The sequence below is a fragment of the Pseudomonas sp. L5B5 genome (assembly GCF_020520285.1).
In the GTDB taxonomy this organism is placed as follows: Bacteria; Pseudomonadota; Gammaproteobacteria; order Pseudomonadales; family Pseudomonadaceae; genus Aquipseudomonas.
The window spans coordinates 4,556,535-4,573,712 of the sequence record NZ_CP084742.1; the positions used below are offsets into that span (position 1 = coordinate 4,556,535).

Sequence of the window (17,178 nt, forward strand, 5' to 3'; positions counted from 1 at the left end):
GTCAGGCCTTGAGGGTCTGTACGCCTTCGGCGGTGCCCAGCAGCAGGACGTCAGCAGGACGCGCGGCGAACAGGCCGTTGGTGACCACGCCGACAATGGCGTTGATCCGGCTTTCCAGTTCCACCGGGTGGGTGATCTGCATGTTGTGCACGTCGAGAATGATGTTGCCGTTGTCGGTGACCACGCCTTCGCGGTACACCGGGTCGCCGCCCAGCTTCACCAACTCGCGAGCCACGTGGCTGCGGGCCATCGGGATCACCTCCACCGGCAGGGGGAAGTTGCCCAGCACCGGGACCAGCTTGCTGGCGTCGGCAATGCAGATGAAGGTCTTGGCCACGGCGGCGACGATCTTCTCCCGGGTCAGGGCTGCGCCACCGCCCTTGATCAGGTTCAGGTGCGCGTCGCTTTCGTCGGCGCCATCGATGTAGAACTCCAGGTCGCTGACGGTATTGAGCTCATACACCGGGATGCCGTGGCCCTTGAGGCGTGCGGCGGTGGCTTCGGAGCTGGCCACGGCGCCGTCGAAGGCACCCTTGTGCTGGGCCAGGGCGTCGATGAAGCAGTTGGCGGTGGAGCCGGTGCCAACCCCGACGATGCTCTTGTCGTCGAGTTTCGGGAGGATAAGGTCGACGGCGGCCTGGGCGACGGCCTGTTTGAGTTGATCCTGGGTCATGCGGGCTCCGAAGCGGGCAAGGGGGGGCACAAAGCCCGGCATTATAGGCGCCGGCGCAGATCAGGTCATTGCCCGTCTGGCCAATCCCCCGCCTGCCTGCCCCGCATGCTGCGGGTGCGGGGCAAAACCTTGGTATTCGTGTGGTCGCACGGGCAAACGCTGGGTTAGACTCCTTGGCCCTGCCCAACCCGCCCAGTGATGCTTTCCGATGCTCGAACAGTACGTAAAGAAGATCCTCACCTCGCGCGTTTATGACGTTGCCGTAGAAACTCCCTTGCAGACCGCCCGCCAGCTTTCCGAGCGGCTGGGCAATCAGATCTGGCTCAAGCGCGAAGATTTGCAGCCGGTGTTCTCGTTCAAGATTCGTGGCGCCTACAACAAGCTGACCCAGCTCACCGATGCCGAACGCGCCCGTGGCGTGGTCACCGCCTCGGCGGGCAACCATGCCCAGGGGCTGGCCCTGGCCGCCAAGGTGCTGGGGGTCAAGGCCACCATCGTGATGCCCAAGACCACCCCGGAAATCAAGGTCGAGGGCGTGCGCTCCCGGGGCGGCAAGGTGGTGCTGCACGGCGACACCTTCCCCGAGGCGCTGGCCTATTCGCTGAAGCTGGTGGACGAGAAGGGCTACGTCTATATCCACCCCTACGATGATCCGCACACCATTGCCGGGCAGGGCACCGTGGCCATGGAGATCCTGCGCCAGCATCCGGGCCCGCTGGACGCGATCTTCGTGCCGGTTGGCGGCGGCGGGCTGATTGCCGGCATCGCGGCCTACGTGAAATACCTGCGCCCGGAGACCAAGGTCATCGGTGTCGAGCCCGATGACTCCAATTGCCTGCAGGCCGCCATGGCCGCGGGTGAGCGGGTGGTGTTGCCAACCGTGGGGATCTTCGCCGACGGCGTGGCGGTGGCGCAGATCGGCCAGCATACCTTCGATATCTGCAAAGACTATGTGGATGAAGTGATCACCGTCAGCACCGACGAAATCTGCGCGGCAATCAAGGATATCTACGACGATACCCGCTCGATCACCGAACCTGCCGGCGCCCTGGGCGTGGCAGGAATCAAGAAGTACGTCGAGCAGCGCGGCATCAGCGGGCAGACCCTGGTGGCCATCGATTCCGGGGCCAACGTCAACTTCGACCGCCTGCGCCATGTAGCCGAGCGTGCCGAGCTGGGTGAAGGCCGCGAAGCCATCATCGCCGTGACCATCCCCGAGAAGCCCGGCAGCTTCAAGGCGTTCTGCGAGGCCGTGGGCAAACGCCAGATCACCGAATTCAACTACCGCTACAACACCGGCAGCGAGGCGCACATCTTCGTTGGCGTGCAGACCCACCCGGAAAACGATCCGCGCAGCCTGTTGATCGCCAGCCTGGCCGAGCAGGGCTTCCCGGTGATCGACCTGACCGACAACGAACTGGCCAAGCTGCACATCCGCTACATGGTTGGCGGTCGCGCGGAAAAGGTCAGCGACGAACTGGTACTGCGCTTTGAGTTCCCGGAGCGCCCGGGGGCCCTGTTCAACTTCCTCAACAAGCTGGGCGGGCGCTGGAACATCTCCATGTTCCATTACCGCAACCATGGCGCGGCGGACGGGCGGGTGGTCGCAGGCCTGCAAGTGCCGGCCGATGAACGCCACCTGGTGCCGGCAGCCCTGGAGCAGATTGGTTATCCGTACTGGGACGAAAGCGACAACCCGGCCTACCAGCTGTTCCTTGGCTGAGCGGCTACGCTGAGGATCGAGGCCTTAAGGACGCGAGAATATGGAAACGCTGACCACGCTCAAGACACTTCATGTACTGGCCACGGTATTGCTGCTGGGCAGCGCGCTGGGCTTGGCGATCTGGGTCTGGCGCCTGCGCCGCCAGGGTGATGCGACGGCCTACGGCAGGGTGCTGCACCGTCCCGGCCTGTTCGGCTGGCTGCTGCTGGCCCTGGGCCTGGTGACCTTGCCGTTCACCGGATGGTGGCTGGTCCACCTGGTGGGCTGGCCGCTGGGGCAGACCTGGGTCCTGGGCTCCAGTGTGCTCTACACCCTGGGAGCGCTGGCCTGGTTGTGGCTGATGGTGCGGCTCAATCGCCTGCGCCAGGCCAAGGCCGCCAGCGGCCTGACCTTCACCCTGGTGCTGGCGGTCTTCAGTGCCCTGTGTTTTGTCACCATCGCCGGCCTCATGGGGGCCAAGCCGGTCTGACCCGGCCTAAGGATCGCCATGAAGGTTGTTCTGGTGGGGGCCACGGGGTTTGTCGGTCGTCATCTGCTGGCGGCGTTGCACGCCGCCGGTCATCAATTGATCGCTACCAGCCGCCAGCCACAACCTCGGGGTTTGCCCGGGGTGCAGTGGTTGCAGTTGGACCTCGATCGCCTCGCCCGTGAGCCCGGCTCGTTCGAGCTGCCGGCCGATACCGACCTGCTGATCAATGCCGCCGGGCTGCTGAGCAACGACCCCAAGGCCCTGAGCCTGACCCAGGACTCGGGTACGCGCGCGCTGTTCGACCTGGCGGCGGCGCGTGGCACGCGAGTGCTGCAGATTTCCGCGTTGGGCGCCGGCAGCCAGCCACGGGTGCCGTTCCTGGCAAGCAAGGCCGTGGCGGACGAATACCTCCTGGGCCTGGATATTCCAGCGGTGGTGCTGCGGCCCTCGCTGGTGCTCGGTGCGGGGGGGGCCAGCAGTGGCTGGCTGGCGCGGCTGTCGCCCTGGCCGCTGATCCCGCTGCTGTCCACCCGGGCGCAGATGCAGCCCCTGCATGTGGATGACTTGAGCGCCGCGGTGCTGGCGTTGCTCAGGCACTGGCCGCAAGAGTCCATGGTCCTGCCGCTGGTCGGTCCGCAGCGGATGACCATGGGGCAACTGCTCGATCGACTGCGGGCTGCCCAGGGCTGGGCGCCGGCCCGTTATATCCAGTTGCCCGGGCCGATCCTGGGACTTGCCGCTGGGTTGGGCGAGCGCCTAGGGTGGCGGGCCTTGAGCCCACAGAGCCTGAGCATGGCCCGCCAGGACAACCTGGCGGATCCCGAGGTGCTGGCTTCGGTCTGTGGCTATCACGTCGCGCCCCTGGCGATGCGCCTGGGGGACTGGCCCCAGGCTGGGCAAACGGCCCAGTTGGTACTGCGGCCGATGCTGCTGGCGGTGATGGTGCTGATCTGGCTCGGAACGGCGGTGGTGTGCATCGGGCCTGGCTACACGTGGGGGCTGCGGATCATGGCCGAGGCCGGGGTGCAGGGTGCCTGGGCGGTTGTGGCAGTGATCGGCGGTTCGCTCTGCGACGCCGTGCTGGGCGTCGGCCTGCTGCTACGGCGCTGGCGCCGGCGAGCCTTGCAGGCGCAGTTGCTGCTGATGTTCGGCTACACGCTGATCATCAGCCTGATCCTCCCGCATTTCTGGTTTGACCCTTATGCCGCCGTCGCCAAGAACCTGGTGCTGATGGTGGCGACCCTTTGGCTGTTGTGGACCGAACCTCGCCGATGAGCGCTTACCTGCTGCTGAAAACCCTGCATATCCTGTCCTCCACCGTCCTTTTCGGCCTGGGGGCGGGTTCTGCCTACTACGCCTTGCGGGCCTGGCGCAGCGGCCAGGTGCAGGTGATTGCCGTGACTTTCAGGCACCTGGTATTCGCCGACTGGGCCTTCACCGCGACCACGGCGGTGTTCCAGCCGCTGAGCGGGCTGGGGCTGATACACCTGGCGGGCTGGTCGATCCAGCAGTCCTGGCTGATGTGGAGCCTGGGGCTCTATGTCCTGGCGGGGGTGTGCTGGCTGCCGGTGGTCTGGTTGCAGATCCGGGTGCACAAGATGGCCGAGCAGGCGTTGCGCGATGGAACACCGATGCCGATGCGGGCGGCTCTTTATATGCGCTGGTGGTTCGCCCTGGGCTGGCCGGCCTTCCTGGCCTTCATGGCGATCTTCTACCTGATGGTGGCCAAGCCGGCCTAGCCGTCGCGGGCCGCAGGGCGGCCCGGGGAGTTCCTCAGTCGCGCAGGCTGATCACTTGCCAGCCGCGTTTTTGCGCTTCGGCCCGCAGATTGGGGTCTGGGTCGACCGCCACCGGGGTAGTCACCTGCTCCAGCAGCGGCAGGTCATTCATCGAGTCGCTGTAGAAATAGCTGTCTTGCAAGTCGTGGCCAGTTTCCTCCAGCCAGCGCAGCAGGCGGGTCACCTTGCCCTCACGGAAGCACGGTACGTCGGTGCTGCGCCCGGTGTAGCGGCCGTCCTGCATCTCGCACTCGGTGGCGATCAGGGTTTCCACGCCCAGGCGTTCGGCGATGGGGGCGGTGATGAAGCGGTTGGTGGCGGTGATGATCACCAGCTTATCGCCGGCCTCGCGGTGCCGGGCCAGCAGGGCCTGGGCCTTGGGCAGCAGGATCGGCTCGATGCAGTCGCGCATGTAGTCGCGGTGCCATTGTGCGAGCACGTCCATCTCGGTACGGCCGAGGATTTCCAGGCAGAAGTTCAGGTACGCGGCGTTGTCGAGCTTGCCGGCCAGGTAGTCCTGGTAGAACGCGTCGTTGCGAGTCTTGTAGGCCACCGGATCGAGGTAGCCCTTTTCGCAGAGGTAGTCGCCCCAGGCGTGGTCGCTGTCGCCACCCAGAAGCGTGTTGTCCAAGTCGAATAAAGCCAGGCGCATTGCAGTTACTCACTGAAAAGTCTTGGAAAAGGTGCCCAGAATACGGTCTTTTCACAAGAGTGCACATAAGCTTGGCCGCCTCGTTGCTGCATTCCCAAGCTTTATGGAACAATGCGGCGACATGCGTTTGCGAGGTTGTGGCCGTGATCGACCCCGATGGTTTTCGCCCCAATGTCGGGATCATTCTGACGAATGATGCCGGCCAGGTGCTATGGGCTCGCCGTATCAATCAAGATGCCTGGCAGTTTCCTCAAGGGGGTATCAACCCCGACGAAACGCCAGAAGACGCCTTGTACCGCGAGTTGAACGAAGAAGTGGGCCTTGAGCGCGAGGATGTGCAAATTCTCGCCTGCACCCGGGGCTGGTTGCGCTATCGTTTGCCGCAGCGTCTGGTCAGGACTCACAGCCAACCGTTGTGCATCGGCCAGAAGCAGAAATGGTTTCTCCTGCGCCTGATCTCCAACGAGCAGCGGGTGCGGATGGATCTGACCGGTAAACCGGAGTTCGATGGCTGGCGCTGGGTCAGTTATTGGTATCCGTTGGGCCAGGTGGTGACATTCAAGCGCGAGGTGTATCGCCGCGCTCTCAAAGAGCTTGCCCCGCGCCTTCTAGTGCGCGACTGACGACGGAGTTCGACCCCGAGCCATGCTCAATACGCTGCGCAAGATCGTCCAGGAAGTTAACTCCGCCAAGGATCTCAAGACGGCGTTGGGGATCATCGTCTTGCGCGTCAAAGAAGCCATGGGTAGTCAGGTCTGCTCGGTCTACCTGCTGGACCCGGAAACCAACCGTTTCGTGCTGATGGCCACCGAGGGCTTGAACAAGCGCTCCATCGGCAAGGTCAGCATGGCGCCCAACGAAGGCCTGGTAGGCCTGGTGGGCACCCGGGAAGAACCCCTCAACCTGGAAAACGCTGCCGATCACCCCCGCTATCGCTACTTCGCCGAGACCGGTGAAGAGCGTTACGCCTCTTTCCTCGGTGCGCCGATCATCCACCACCGCCGGGTGGTCGGGGTCCTGGTCATCCAGCAGAAGGAACGTCGCCAGTTCGACGAGGGCGAAGAAGCCTTCCTGGTGACCATGAGTGCCCAGTTGGCGGGGGTTATCGCCCATGCCGAGGCCACGGGGTCGATCCGCGGCCTGGGGCGCCAGGGCAAGGGCATCCAGGAAGCCAAGTTCGTCGGCGTACCGGGCTCCCCCGGCGCGGCGGTGGGCAGCGCAGTGGTCATGCTGCCGCCGGCCGACCTGGACGTGGTACCGGACAAGCACATCACCGATATCGACGCCGAACTGGCCTTGTTCAGGAGCGCCCTGGAAGGGGTGCGTGCCGACATGCACACGCTGTCGGAAAAACTTGCGACCCAACTGCGCCCCGAAGAGCGGGCGCTGTTCGATGTCTACCTGATGATGCTCGACGACGCCTCCCTGGGCAGCGAAGTCAAGGCCGTGATCAAGACCGGGCAATGGGCCCAGGGCGCGTTGCGCCAGGTGGTCGGCGATCACGTCAACCGTTTCGAACTGATGGACGACGCCTATCTGCGTGAGCGCGCCTCGGACGTCAAGGACCTGGGCCGCCGGCTCCTGGCGTACCTCCAGGAAGAGCGCCAGCAGACCCTGGTCTACCCCGACAACACCATCCTGGTCAGCGAAGAGCTGACCCCGGCCATGCTCGGCGAAGTGCCCGAAGGCAAGCTGGTGGGCCTGGTCTCGGTACTGGGCTCGGGCAACTCCCACGTGGCGATCCTGGCCCGGGCCATGGGTATCCCGACAGTGATGGGCCTGGTCGACCTGCCGTATTCCAAGGTCGACGGCATCCAGATGATCGTCGATGGCTACCACGGCGAGGTCTACACCAACCCCAGCGACGTGCTGCGCAAGCAGTTCGCCGATGTGGTGGAAGAAGAACGGCAACTGGCCCAGGGCCTGGATGCCCTGCGCGATCAGCCTTGCATCACCCCCGATGGCCACCGCATGCCTTTGTGGGTCAACACCGGGCTGCTGGCTGATGTGGCCCGGGCGCAGAAGCGCGGTGCCGAGGGCGTGGGCCTGTACCGCACCGAAGTGCCGTTCATGATCAACCAGCGCTTTCCCAGTGAGAAAGAGCAGCTGGCGATCTATCGTGAACAGCTGGCGTCCTTCCACCCGCAACCGGTGACCATGCGCAGCCTGGACATCGGCGGCGACAAGTCGCTGTCCTACTTCCCCATCAAGGAAGACAACCCCTTCCTGGGCTGGCGCGGCATTCGCGTGACCCTCGACCACCCGGAGATCTTCCTGGTGCAGGCCCGGGCCATGCTCAAGGCCAGCGAGGGTTTGAACAACCTGCGCATCCTGCTGCCGATGATTTCCGGCATCCACGAGCTGGAAGAAGCACTGCACCTGATCCACCGCGCCTGGGGCGAAGTGCGCGACGAAGGCACCGACGTGCCGATGCCGCCGGTGGGGGTGATGATCGAGATTCCCGCAGCGGTGTACCAGACCAAGGAACTTGCGCGCCAGGTGGACTTCCTGTCGGTGGGTTCCAACGACCTGACCCAGTACCTGCTGGCCGTGGACCGCAACAATCCGCGGGTGGCCGACCTCTACGACTACCTGCACCCCGCGGTCCTGCAAGCGCTGCAGACCGTGGTCCGCGATGCCCATGCCGAAGGCAAGCCGGTGAGCATCTGTGGCGAGATGGCCGGTGATCCGGCTGCGGCGGTGCTGCTTATGGCCATGGGTTTCGACAGCCTGTCGATGAACGCCACCAACCTGCCGAAGGTGAAGTGGATGCTGCGCCAGATCAGCATGGCCAAGGCCCGGGAACTGCTGGACGAAATGATGACCATCGACAACCCGCAGGTTATCCACAGCTCGTTGCAGCTCGCGCTGAAGAAGCTCGGCCTGGCGCGCATGATCAACCCGGCGTCGAACAAGACCCTCTAGCCTGCCAGCCGGTTTCCTGCGGAACCGGCTGCCCATCCAGGCTCAGACCCTCAGCTCGATTTCTCCCAGGTGCCCGCCACAGGGGCCGAAACTGCGCTCGACCAGATGCCGTGAACCATCGGCGTGGACGATCAGCGCGGTACTGGCGCGGGTGCCATAGGCGGCGCTGGCAATGAAGATGCTCGACAGCAGGCTCTCGGTGGCCAGGCCCACGCCGGTGTCCGGCAACTCGGCGAACGGTGCGGTCTGCGGATCGCTCAGCAGGGCCAGCAAGGCCTGGGGCCGGGGATCGTCCAGGGTTTCGCGCAGTGCCGCCTTGGCCTTGATCAGCTTGGGCCAGGGGGTGTCGAGCCCGGCATTGGACAGGCCATAGACGCCGGTCTCCAGCTGGCGTGGTGCCGTGTCCCCGGCGTTGTAGTGCCAGAGTTGGTCCGCGGTGCCCAGCAGCAGGTTGAAACCGGCGTACTCCAGCGAGCGACCCACCACATCGCGCAGGTACTCATCCAGGTCGATGGTGCCGGCGAGAAAACGCGCCACCAGCTCACCCCGGGAGCGCCGTGCCGGAGGCTGGTGCGGGTTGCGGATATTGGTCAGGGCGGCGAAGCGGCCGCCTGCGCCAACCCCAAGCCAGGTGCCGCCGGCCTCCAGGTCGCGTCCTGCGTGGATCTGCGGCGATTCTGGCCATTGCGCCAGTGGCAGGCTGGGCCGGGCGTAGAACTCGTCGCGGTTGGCCGCGACGATCAGTGGCAGGGCATGACCCGGTCGCCAGGCAAAGACTATCAAGCACATGAAGGTGGCCCCCTGTGTGTTTTTGCCCACTTTACGCACAGAACCGGCGGGTATCCATCGTCATCCGGTGGAGTCCGAGGTGGCGCATCCGTTAACATGCCGGACTCAATTTTGGATGCTCCCATGGAATTTCTGCTCTATCTGCTACTGGGCGCCTGCGCGGGCGTACTGGCCGGGCTGTTCGGCGTAGGTGGCGGAATCATCATCGTGCCGGTGCTGGTATTCAGTTTCACCCTGCAAGGCTTCGACGCCTCGGTGCTGACTCACCTGGCGGTCGGTACGTCCCTGGCCAGCATCATCTTCACCTCGATCAACTCGGTCCGCGAACACCATCGTCGGGGCGCGGTGCGCTGGCCGATCTTTGCCTGGATGGCCTTGGGTATCCTGATGGGGGCCGGTTTCGGGGCGTTGACCGCGGAGGCGATCTCCGGCCCGAACCTGCAGAAGATCATCGGTGTATTCGCCCTGGTGATCGCCGTGCAAATGACCCTCGAACTCAAGCCCAAGGCCAGCCGCGACGTGCCTGGCAAGCTCGGCCTGACCGCCGCCGGCGGGGTGATCGGCTGGGCCTCGGCGATCTTCGGCATCGGTGGCGGCTCGCTGACGGTACCGTTCCTCACCTGGCGCAGCGTGCCGATGCAGCAGGCGGTGGCCACTTCATCGGCCTGCGGCCTGCCCATCGCCCTGGCCAGTGCGCTAAGTTTCATGATTCTGGGCTGGCATGACCCCCTGCTGCCGGCTCATAGTCTGGGTTTCGTCTATTTGCCGGCGCTGCTGGGCATCGCCCTGACCAGCATGGTGTTCGCCCGTATCGGTGCGCGCCTGGCTCACAAGTTGTCACCGCGATTGCTGAAACGACTGTTCGCCGCGCTGCTGTTCTGCGTCGGGGTCAGCTTCCTGTTCTGAGCCGTGACGCAATCCTGGCTTAATCCTGGCGTGACAGTTTCGCCCGGGAATCGAAGTCTCAACCCTTACGAGGAGTCGCAATGCTGCCTTACCCGCAGATTGATCCGGTGGCCCTGGCCATCGGCCCGCTGAAAATCCACTGGTACGGCCTGATGTACCTGATCGGCATCGGCGGTGCCTGGCTGCTGGCATCGCGCCGGCTCAACCGTTTCGACCCGACCTGGACCAAGGAAAAGCTTTCGGACCTGGTGTTCTGGCTGTCCATGGGCGTGATCGTCGGTGGGCGCCTGGGCTACGTGCTGTTCTATGACCTGAGTGCCTACCTGGCCAACCCGACCCTGATCTTCGAGGTGTGGAAGGGCGGCATGTCGTTCCATGGCGGTTTCATCGGGGTAATGCTGGCGGCCTGGTGGTTCGGCAAGCGCAACAACAAGACCTTCTTCGAACTGATGGATTTCGTCGCGCCCATGGTGCCGATCGGCCTGGGCGCTGGGCGCATTGGCAACTTCATCAACGCCGAGCTCTGGGGCAAGGCCACCGACCTGCCCTGGGCCATGGTCTTCCCGCCGTTCAGCGATCCGGCCCAGTTGCCGCGCCATCCGTCGCAGCTGTACCAGTTCGCCCTGGAAGGCGTGGCGCTGTTCCTGATCCTGTGGCTGTTCTCGCGCAAGCCACGGCCGACCATGGCGGTCTCCGGCATGTTCGCGCTGTTCTACGGGATCTTCCGGTTCATCGTCGAGTTCGTCCGTGTGCCGGACGCCCAACTGGGCTACCTGGCCTGGAACTGGCTGACCATGGGTCAGGTGCTGTGCGTGCCGATGATCCTCGGTGGCCTGGGATTGATCTGGCTGGCTTATCATCGCGCTCCGGCCAAGAGCGCGGCGCAATAAATTCGAATCCCGGGACGCAGGTCCCGGGTTCAAGGATGCAGGTACTTCATGAAGCAATATCTTGATCTGGTGGCCCACGTCATCAACAACGGCACCAAGCAGGCCAACCGCACCGGTGTGAACACCATCAGCTTCCCGGGGGCGATGCTGCGCTACGACCTCAAGGAAGGCTTCCCGGCCATCACCACCCGCAAGATGGCCTTCAAGTCGGCCATCGGCGAAATGGTCGGCTTCCTGCGCGGCGTCAACAATGCCGCCGAGTTCCGCGCCCTGGGCTGCAAGGTCTGGGACCAGAACGCCAACGAGAACGCCCAGTGGCTGGCCAACCCGTTCCGCCAGGGCGAAGACGATCTCGGCGAGATCTACGGTGTGCAATGGCGCAAGTGGCCAGCCTACAAGCAGATCAAGACGGCCAACCAGGCCGCCATCGACCTGGCGTTGAGCCAGGGCTACCGGCAGATCGCGGCGGGCGAGGAAGACGGGCAAGCCTACGTGGTGCTGTACAAGGCCATCGATCAGGTGCGCCAGTGCGTCGACACCATCATCAACGACCCGGGCAGCCGGCGGATCCTGTTCCATGGCTGGAACTGCGCCCAGCTGGATGAAATGGCCCTGCCGCCGTGCCACCTGCTGTACCAGTTCCACCCCAATGTCGAGACCCGGGAAATTTCCCTGACGCTCTACATTCGCTCCAACGACCTGGGCCTGGGCACACCCTTCAACCTCACCGAAGGCGCGGCGCTGTTGAGCCTGATCGGACGCTTGACCGGCTACACCCCGCGCTGGTTCACCTATTTCATCGGCGACGCCCATGTCTACGAGAACCACCTGGACATGCTCAACGAGCAGCTCAAGCGCGAGCCGTTCCCGATGCCCAAGCTGGTGATCTCCGAGCGGGTGCCAGAGTTCGCCAAGACCGGCGTGTATCAGCCGGAGTGGCTGGAGCTGATCGAGCCGAGCGATTTCTCCCTGGAAGGGTACGAGCACCATGCGCCGATGACCGCGCCCATGGCGGTCTAGGCTTCACCTGCGGTACTCGGGGATCGTGCGCCCGATAGCGCGCGGCCCCTGTCGATTCACCCTGTTGTCGTTATCGACCTGTGCCCGGGATGCATCCCGGGCATTGCCGTGTCTGGCGGGCGACTAGGCCCCGGGCGCGGCGTTCCTCTTTTTCCTGAATGCGAGCCCTTGAATGGAAGAACTCAATCGCAGCCTGTTCCTGGCCATCAATGCCAGTGCCGATGCCTCGTTGCCCCTGCGTGAGCTGGCGGTTTTTCTCGCGCAGTGGGTGGTCCTGAGCGTGCCGTTGCTGCTGTTGCTGTTCTGGGTTTTCGGCGAGCGGCGCCAGCGCATGATCGTCCTGCTGGCAACTCTGAGCATCGTTGTGGCCCTGGCCAGCAACCTGCTGATTCGGGGTCTATGGTTCCATCCTCGGCCCTTCATGCTGGAACTGGGACAGAACTTCCTGGCCCATGCCCCCGGCGCGTCCTTCCCCAGCGACCACGCCAGCGGCATGTTCGCCATGGGCTTCGCGTTGCTGCTGGCCTCCTTGCGCAGGACCGCCCTGGTGATGCTGGCCCTGGCCTTGCTGGTCGGTTGGGCGCGGGTCTACCTGGGGGTGCATTTCCCGTTCGATATCCTGGGGGGATGCCTGGTAGGGCTGGGCAGTGCCTGGCTGGTGCGGCGGTGCGTCACCTGGCGTCAGCTCGATCAGACCCTGCTGGCGCTGCTGGAAGGGATCTACCTGCGGTTGCTGCCCGGGCGCCACGGCTCCTGAGGACGTAGCGCCCGGCCAATGGGCTCAATGGCCGTGGCTGCGTCCGACATGAGAGGGCTCGGCCTCGCTGGGGGCCACCGAGCCACTGACCTCCAGGCGCTGAAGGATGCCGCACGGCTCCAGGTCCGGCTCCTCGCCGCAGCGCTGGCGCAGGTCCACCAGTTGCTCCTGCAGGGCCAACAGTCCGTCGATCCGGGCCTTGACGTGGTGGATGTGCTCGTCGATCAAGGCGTTGACGCTGGCGCACTGGTCCTGGGGGCTGTCCCGCAGGTTCAGCAGGCTGCGGATCTCCTCCAGGGTCATGTCCAGGCTGCGACAGTTGCGGATGAAGGTCAGGCGCTCGGTGTGAGCCTGGGTGTAGAGACGGTAGTTGCCTTCGCTGCGGGCCGGCTCCGGCAGCAGGCCTTCTCGCTCGTAATAACGGATGGTTTCCACCTGGCAGTCGGTGAGTTTCGCCAATTCGCCAATCTTCATCGCCGTCGTCTCCCATTGGGTGCTTGACCCTATAGTGGCTACAGGGTGTTCACTTGGCAACAAGCACCCTTCATATGGACGCGACCCGATGAGCGATTCTCTCCACAACCCGCGCAAGCCCGACGCCCAGCATGTCCATGCTGGCCACGATCACGATCACGATCACGATCACGATCACGATCACGATCACGATCACAGCCATGCCCATGCTGCCGTGGGCACGTTGCAGCCGGTCAAGCCCCATGATCATGGTAGCCATGGCGGCTCCTGCTGCGGTTCCGCTGCTGCGCCGGCCCGGGTCATCCTGGGCGAGGCATCGGGTGCTGGTGCGCGGTCGAGCAGTTTTCGCATCGAGGCCATGGACTGTCCCACCGAGCAGACCCTGATCCAGAACAAGCTGGGCAAGCTGGCGGGGATCCAGGCCCTGGAATTCAACCTGATCAACCGGGTGCTCGCGGTGACCCATGATCTGCCGAGCACTGCGCCGATCATCGAGGCCATCAAGTCCCTGGGGATGCAGGCCGAGCCGCTGGACACGAGCAGCGACAGCGCGCCCGCGCCGGTGCAGCCCGTGAAGAAGGCCTGGTGGCCCCTGGCGCTGTCCGGCGTCGGGGCGCTGGCCGCCGAGGTCATTCACTTCACCGGTGCCGGTCCGGACTGGCTCGTGGCGCTGGTGGCCCTGGTGTCGATTCTCAGTGGTGGCCTGGGCACCTACAAGAAGGGCTGGATCGCCCTGAAGAACCGCAACCTCAACATCAATGCCCTGATGAGCATCGCCGTGACCGGCGCAGTGCTGATCGGCCAATGGCCGGAAGCGGCCATGGTGATGTTCCTGTTCACCGTGGCCGAGTTGATCGAGGCTCGCTCCCTGGACCGGGCCCGCAATGCCATCAGTGGCCTGATGCAGATGACCCCGGAGCAGGTCACGGTGCAGCAGGCAGACGGTACCTGGCTTGAACAGGAAGCGAAAAGCGTCGAACTGGGTGCCACGGTGCGGGTGCGTCCCGGCGAACGTATCGGCCTGGATGGCGAAGTGGTCAGCGGCAACTCCACCATCGACCAGGCACCGATCACCGGCGAGAGCCTGCCCGTGGAGAAAACCCTCGGCGACAAGGTGTTCGCCGGCACCATCAACCAGGCGGGCGCCCTGGAGTACCGGGTCACTGCCGCGGCCAGCAACTCGACCCTGGCGCGGATCATCCACGCCGTCGAACAAGCCCAGGGCGCCCGGGCACCGACCCAGCGCTTCGTCGATACATTCTCGAAGATCTACACCCCGGCGGTGTTTGCCTTCGCCCTGGCGGTGGCGCTGATTCCCCCGCTGTTCATGGGCGGTGTCTGGTTCGACTGGATCTACCGCGCCCTGGTGCTGCTGGTGGTGGCCTGTCCGTGTGCATTGGTGATCTCGACGCCGGTGAGCATTGTCAGCGGCCTGGCTGCCGCGGCGCGCAAGGGCATCCTGGTCAAGGGTGGGGTCTACCTCGAAGGTGGCTACAAGCTGGATTACCTGGCCCTGGACAAGACCGGCACCATCACCCACGGCAAGCCGGTACAGACCGACTTCCTGCCCCTGGACCCGCTGGCCAGCGATACCGCGCCGGCCCTGGCCGCCAGCCTGGCCGGGCGCTCCGATCACCCGGTGTCCCTGGCCATTGCCCAGGCGGCTGTGGATAAGCAGCTGGCCATGCACCCTGTGGATAACTTCGCGGCCCTGGCCGGCCGTGGTGTACGCGGTGAAATCGGCGGCCAGCTGTACCACCTGGGCAATCACCGCCTGGTGGAAGAGCTGGGCCTGTGCTCGCCAGCCCTGGAGGAAAAACTCTTCGCCCTGGAGAAACAAGGCAAGACCGTGGTCCTGTTGCTGGACAGCAAGGGCCCGCTGGCGCTGTTCGCGGTGGCTGATACGGTCAAGGAGTCCAGTCGCGAGGCGATCGAGCAGTTGCACGAGCTGGGGATCAAGACCCTGATGCTCACCGGCGACAACCCCCACACCGCCCAGGCCATCGCCGGGCAGGTGGGCATCGACCAGGCCCGGGGCGACCTGTTGCCCACCGACAAGCTGCAAGCCATCGAAGAGCTGTACGCCCAGGGCCATCGGGTGGGCATGGTGGGTGACGGCATCAACGACGCCCCGGCCCTGGCCCGGGCCGAGATCGGCTTCGCCATGGCGGCGGCCGGCACCGATACCGCCATCGAGACCGCGGATGTCGCGCTGATGGACGACGATCTGCGCAAGATTCCGGCGTTCATCCGCCTGTCACGCCAGACCTCGACAGTGCTCAAGCAAAATATCGCCCTGGCCCTGGTCATCAAGGCGATCTTTCTTGGGGTAACCTTTGCCGGGTTGGCCACCATGTGGATGGCCGTGTTCGCCGACATGGGGGTCAGCCTGTTGGTGGTGTTCAACGGTTTGCGCCTGCTGCGCAAGTAGGCAATCGTAGCGGCAAGCGACTGAGGTGAGAGCAAGCGTGATGAACCCCTATGCACCCGCTGCAGCTTGCGGCTTGCCGCCATGCTGAGTGCCGAGCTGAAGGCTTTTTACATGGTCGCCCGCCTGGGCAGCATTACCCTGGCGGCAAAAAAGCTCGGCCTCAGCCAGCCCACGGTGACCACCCAGATCCGCAACCTGGAAAGCCAGTACTCGGTGGAGCTGTTCTACCGCGGCGGCCGGCGCTTGAGCCTGAGCGAAGAAGGGGCGCGCCTGCTGCCGATGGTCAAGGACCTGCTGCAGCAGGAAGCCGACATCGAATTCTTCCTGCGCAACAGCGGGCAGGTCCAGGGCACGCTGCGAATCGCTGCCACCGCGCCGTACTACATCCTCGACCTGGTGAAGACCTTTCGCCAGCGCCTGCCGCAGGTGGAGGTCTCGGTGGAGATCGGCAACTCCCAGCAGGTCCTGGAGGCCCTCGAGGAGTACCGGGTCGACGTGGCTGCCTCCTCGCAGTTGCTGGAGGATGCGCGACTGGTTCGCCGGGTGCTGGGCAGTGACCCGCTGGTGCTGGCGGTGCATCGCAATCACCCCCTGGCGGCGTTGGAGCATGTGCCCCTGAGCGCCCTGGCCGGCCATACGTTGCTGATGCGCGAGCCGGGCTCCACCACCCGCAGCCTGACTGAAACGCTGCTCAAGGAAGCCAACGTCAGTTTTGGCCCGTTGCTGGAGATCGGCAGCCGTGAATCGATTCGCGAGGCGGTACTGCGCAATATCGGCATCAGCATCATTGCCCGCCAGGAAGTACCCCACGATCCACAACTGCGGGTGTTGACCATCGAGCATGCGCCGCAGATCGCCGAATACCTGTATTGCCTCAAGGAGCGCAAGAACGCACGCCTGCCGGCTGCTTTCCTCGGCCTGGCCCAGGAAATGGCCCCGGCCTAGTCCTTGATGTTGCTCAGTCAAGGAAATGCTAGGAGCGAGGCTTGCCCGCGATGGACTTCTGCAGGGGATCACCTCGTTTAACTGAACAAGATTACCGGCCGGGTCCTGAGTTTCAGGTCCTACCCCACGTTCATTTGCCTTAATTCCATTAGTTGCCAGAAAGTGCTGCTCGCTTAATCGTCCAGGGTCTTGATCTAGATGTTTTTAATTAGTCATTAGTGAGTGCCCGGTTCGACTAATAATGATTCCTCATAATTTGCAGATGTTAATCGCGTTTTATATCTGGCCGTTGGTCCGCTTTGCCCAGGTGCATAAAACTTATGCACTAACGTTCGCCAGGGGGGTAACTGAACGCAACGAGGATGGAATCATGAAGAAGGAAGAAGCAGGTACGGCAAAAAAACCAGGGCGGTTGTCCGAGTCGCTCAAGAAGCTGGCGGACGACGGGCACACGGTGAAGATCGTGGGCGCGATCAAGAATGGCAAGCTGGAGATCGACCCTGAATCCCTGGCCGAGCTGAACAGGTTGCACCCGCAAGCCAACTTGTCTTTCGTGGCGGTCAACGCCCCATTCAGGACGCACTAGCCGATATACCCTGATGGTCTCTATCTGGAACACGACGACCTGAAGCTCTGGAGCCTGGAGTTATTGGGGTATGCCGGGAATACTCGATACCCCAATTCTTTCGTTAGTTCATGTCGAACGCTTCAACAACGGTCGTTCGTTATTGTTTCAAGGCCCGGTC

Annotated in this window: 17 protein-coding genes; 13 read left to right on the forward strand and 4 right to left on the reverse strand. The window is 64.1% G+C overall.

The annotated features are described in order from the left end of the window. Window position 1: 1 nt before the first annotated feature. A complete protein-coding gene (gene rpiA / locus LGQ10_RS20780) occupies window positions 2-673 on the reverse strand; it encodes a ribose-5-phosphate isomerase RpiA (RefSeq protein WP_058437135.1) in 672 nt (223 codons plus the stop codon). 208 nt (window positions 674-881) lie between these two features. Between rpiA and ilvA the strand changes: the two genes are divergently transcribed. Genes ilvA through LGQ10_RS20800 form a run of 4 tightly spaced genes read left to right on the forward strand, consistent with a single transcriptional unit; the run spans window position 882 to window position 4,604 of the window. Beyond that, on the forward strand, window positions 882-2,396 hold the full coding sequence (gene ilvA / locus LGQ10_RS20785) for a threonine ammonia-lyase, biosynthetic (RefSeq protein WP_226523060.1): 1,515 nt from the start codon (window positions 882-884) through the stop codon (window positions 2,394-2,396). A 40-nt stretch (window positions 2,397-2,436) separates the two neighbouring features. Beyond that, a complete protein-coding gene (locus LGQ10_RS20790) occupies window positions 2,437-2,865 on the forward strand; it encodes a DUF2269 family protein (protein ID WP_058437358.1) in 429 nt (142 codons plus the stop codon). Between the two features lie 18 nt (window positions 2,866-2,883). Then, complete coding sequence (locus tag LGQ10_RS20795; RefSeq protein ID WP_226523061.1) at window positions 2,884-4,140, forward strand: SDR family oxidoreductase; 1,257 nt, start codon at window positions 2,884-2,886, stop codon at window positions 4,138-4,140. Next, entirely contained in the window at window positions 4,137-4,604 is a 468-nt protein-coding gene (locus LGQ10_RS20800; protein WP_058437360.1) for a DUF2269 family protein, read from the forward strand. The genes LGQ10_RS20795 and LGQ10_RS20800 overlap by 4 nt, the downstream gene beginning before the upstream one ends. Before the next feature lie 34 nt (window positions 4,605-4,638). Here the strand turns inward: LGQ10_RS20800 and LGQ10_RS20805 are convergent, their stop codons facing one another. Further along, the gene (locus LGQ10_RS20805; protein WP_058438221.1) at window positions 4,639-5,295 is read right to left on the reverse strand and encodes an HAD family hydrolase; all 657 of its coding nucleotides are present in this window, start codon (window positions 5,293-5,295) and stop codon (window positions 4,639-4,641) included. Between the two features lie 143 nt (window positions 5,296-5,438). Here LGQ10_RS20805 and LGQ10_RS20810 point away from each other — a divergent pair, with 143 nt between their 5' ends. Beyond that, complete coding sequence (locus LGQ10_RS20810; protein WP_011064073.1) at window positions 5,439-5,918, forward strand: RNA pyrophosphohydrolase; 480 nt, start codon at window positions 5,439-5,441, stop codon at window positions 5,916-5,918. Between the two features lie 22 nt (window positions 5,919-5,940). Next, window positions 5,941-8,220, forward strand: a complete 2,280-nt coding sequence (gene ptsP, locus LGQ10_RS20815; protein WP_226523062.1) for a phosphoenolpyruvate--protein phosphotransferase — start codon at window positions 5,941-5,943, stop codon at window positions 8,218-8,220. A gap of 42 nt (window positions 8,221-8,262) precedes the next feature. Here the strand turns inward: ptsP and LGQ10_RS20820 are convergent, their stop codons facing one another. Continuing rightward, a complete protein-coding gene (locus LGQ10_RS20820; protein ID WP_226523063.1) occupies window positions 8,263-9,009 on the reverse strand; it encodes an NRDE family protein in 747 nt (248 codons plus the stop codon). Between the two features lie 123 nt (window positions 9,010-9,132). Here LGQ10_RS20820 and LGQ10_RS20825 point away from each other — a divergent pair, with 123 nt between their 5' ends. From LGQ10_RS20825 to LGQ10_RS20840, 4 genes are all read left to right on the forward strand, one after another. Continuing rightward, window positions 9,133-9,915: a sulfite exporter TauE/SafE family protein gene (locus LGQ10_RS20825; RefSeq protein WP_058433468.1), complete on the forward strand. Its 783-nt coding sequence runs from the start codon at window positions 9,133-9,135 to the stop codon at window positions 9,913-9,915. 80 nt (window positions 9,916-9,995) lie between these two features. Further along, window positions 9,996-10,805 (forward strand): prolipoprotein diacylglyceryl transferase, encoded by an 810-nt coding sequence (gene lgt / locus LGQ10_RS20830; RefSeq protein ID WP_226523064.1) that lies wholly within the window; start codon window positions 9,996-9,998, stop codon window positions 10,803-10,805. Between the two features lie 48 nt (window positions 10,806-10,853). Next, window positions 10,854-11,825: a thymidylate synthase gene (locus tag LGQ10_RS20835; protein WP_226523065.1), complete on the forward strand. Its 972-nt coding sequence runs from the start codon at window positions 10,854-10,856 to the stop codon at window positions 11,823-11,825. 172 nt (window positions 11,826-11,997) lie between these two features. Then, the gene (locus LGQ10_RS20840; RefSeq protein ID WP_058435979.1) at window positions 11,998-12,582 is read left to right on the forward strand and encodes an undecaprenyl-diphosphatase; all 585 of its coding nucleotides are present in this window, start codon (window positions 11,998-12,000) and stop codon (window positions 12,580-12,582) included. Between the two features lie 24 nt (window positions 12,583-12,606). On the opposite strand, the gene cadR is transcribed toward LGQ10_RS20840, so the two are convergent. Then, window positions 12,607-13,056, reverse strand: a complete 450-nt coding sequence (gene cadR, locus LGQ10_RS20845) for a Cd(II)/Pb(II)-responsive transcriptional regulator (RefSeq protein WP_058435978.1) — start codon at window positions 13,054-13,056, stop codon at window positions 12,607-12,609. Window positions 13,057-13,144: 88 nt separating this feature from the next. Between cadR and LGQ10_RS20850 the strand changes: the two genes are divergently transcribed. The 3 genes from LGQ10_RS20850 to LGQ10_RS20860 all read left to right on the forward strand — a co-directional run bounded on the left by LGQ10_RS20850 (window position 13,145) and on the right by LGQ10_RS20860 (window position 17,018). Beyond that, window positions 13,145-15,487: a heavy metal translocating P-type ATPase gene (locus tag LGQ10_RS20850; protein ID WP_226523066.1), complete on the forward strand. Its 2,343-nt coding sequence runs from the start codon at window positions 13,145-13,147 to the stop codon at window positions 15,485-15,487. Window positions 15,488-15,568: 81 nt separating this feature from the next. Then, window positions 15,569-16,432, forward strand: coding sequence for a LysR family transcriptional regulator (locus LGQ10_RS20855; protein WP_058435976.1), 864 nt, complete (start codon window positions 15,569-15,571; stop codon window positions 16,430-16,432). Between the two features lie 370 nt (window positions 16,433-16,802). Next, window positions 16,803-17,018, forward strand: a complete 216-nt coding sequence (locus LGQ10_RS20860) for a hypothetical protein (protein ID WP_058435975.1) — start codon at window positions 16,803-16,805, stop codon at window positions 17,016-17,018. The last annotated feature ends 160 nt before the right edge of the window (window positions 17,019-17,178 follow it).

Coding starts and splice junctions, on each gene's coding strand:
- LGQ10_RS20790 (WP_058437358.1), top strand. CDS start 2,437: ATGGAAACGCTGACCACGCTCAAGACACTTCATGTACTGGCCACGGTA.
- lgt (WP_226523064.1), top strand. CDS start 9,996: ATGCTGCCTTACCCGCAGATTGATCCGGTGGCCCTGGCCATCGGCCCG.
- rpiA (WP_058437135.1), bottom strand. CDS start 673: ATGACCCAGGATCAACTCAAACAGGCCGTCGCCCAGGCCGCCGTCGAC.
- LGQ10_RS20805 (WP_058438221.1), bottom strand. CDS start 5,295: ATGCGCCTGGCTTTATTCGACTTGGACAACACGCTTCTGGGTGGCGAC.
- LGQ10_RS20840 (WP_058435979.1), top strand. CDS start 11,998: ATGGAAGAACTCAATCGCAGCCTGTTCCTGGCCATCAATGCCAGTGCC.
- LGQ10_RS20820 (WP_226523063.1), bottom strand. CDS start 9,009: ATGTGCTTGATAGTCTTTGCCTGGCGACCGGGTCATGCCCTGCCACTG.
- LGQ10_RS20795 (WP_226523061.1), top strand. CDS start 2,884: ATGAAGGTTGTTCTGGTGGGGGCCACGGGGTTTGTCGGTCGTCATCTG.
- LGQ10_RS20855 (WP_058435976.1), top strand. CDS start 15,569: ATGCTGAGTGCCGAGCTGAAGGCTTTTTACATGGTCGCCCGCCTGGGC.
- ilvA (WP_226523060.1), top strand. CDS start 882: ATGCTCGAACAGTACGTAAAGAAGATCCTCACCTCGCGCGTTTATGAC.
- LGQ10_RS20825 (WP_058433468.1), top strand. CDS start 9,133: ATGGAATTTCTGCTCTATCTGCTACTGGGCGCCTGCGCGGGCGTACTG.
- cadR (WP_058435978.1), bottom strand. CDS start 13,056: ATGAAGATTGGCGAATTGGCGAAACTCACCGACTGCCAGGTGGAAACC.
- ptsP (WP_226523062.1), top strand. CDS start 5,941: ATGCTCAATACGCTGCGCAAGATCGTCCAGGAAGTTAACTCCGCCAAG.
- LGQ10_RS20835 (WP_226523065.1), top strand. CDS start 10,854: ATGAAGCAATATCTTGATCTGGTGGCCCACGTCATCAACAACGGCACC.
- LGQ10_RS20850 (WP_226523066.1), top strand. CDS start 13,145: ATGAGCGATTCTCTCCACAACCCGCGCAAGCCCGACGCCCAGCATGTC.
- LGQ10_RS20860 (WP_058435975.1), top strand. CDS start 16,803: ATGAAGAAGGAAGAAGCAGGTACGGCAAAAAAACCAGGGCGGTTGTCC.
- LGQ10_RS20800 (WP_058437360.1), top strand. CDS start 4,137: ATGAGCGCTTACCTGCTGCTGAAAACCCTGCATATCCTGTCCTCCACC.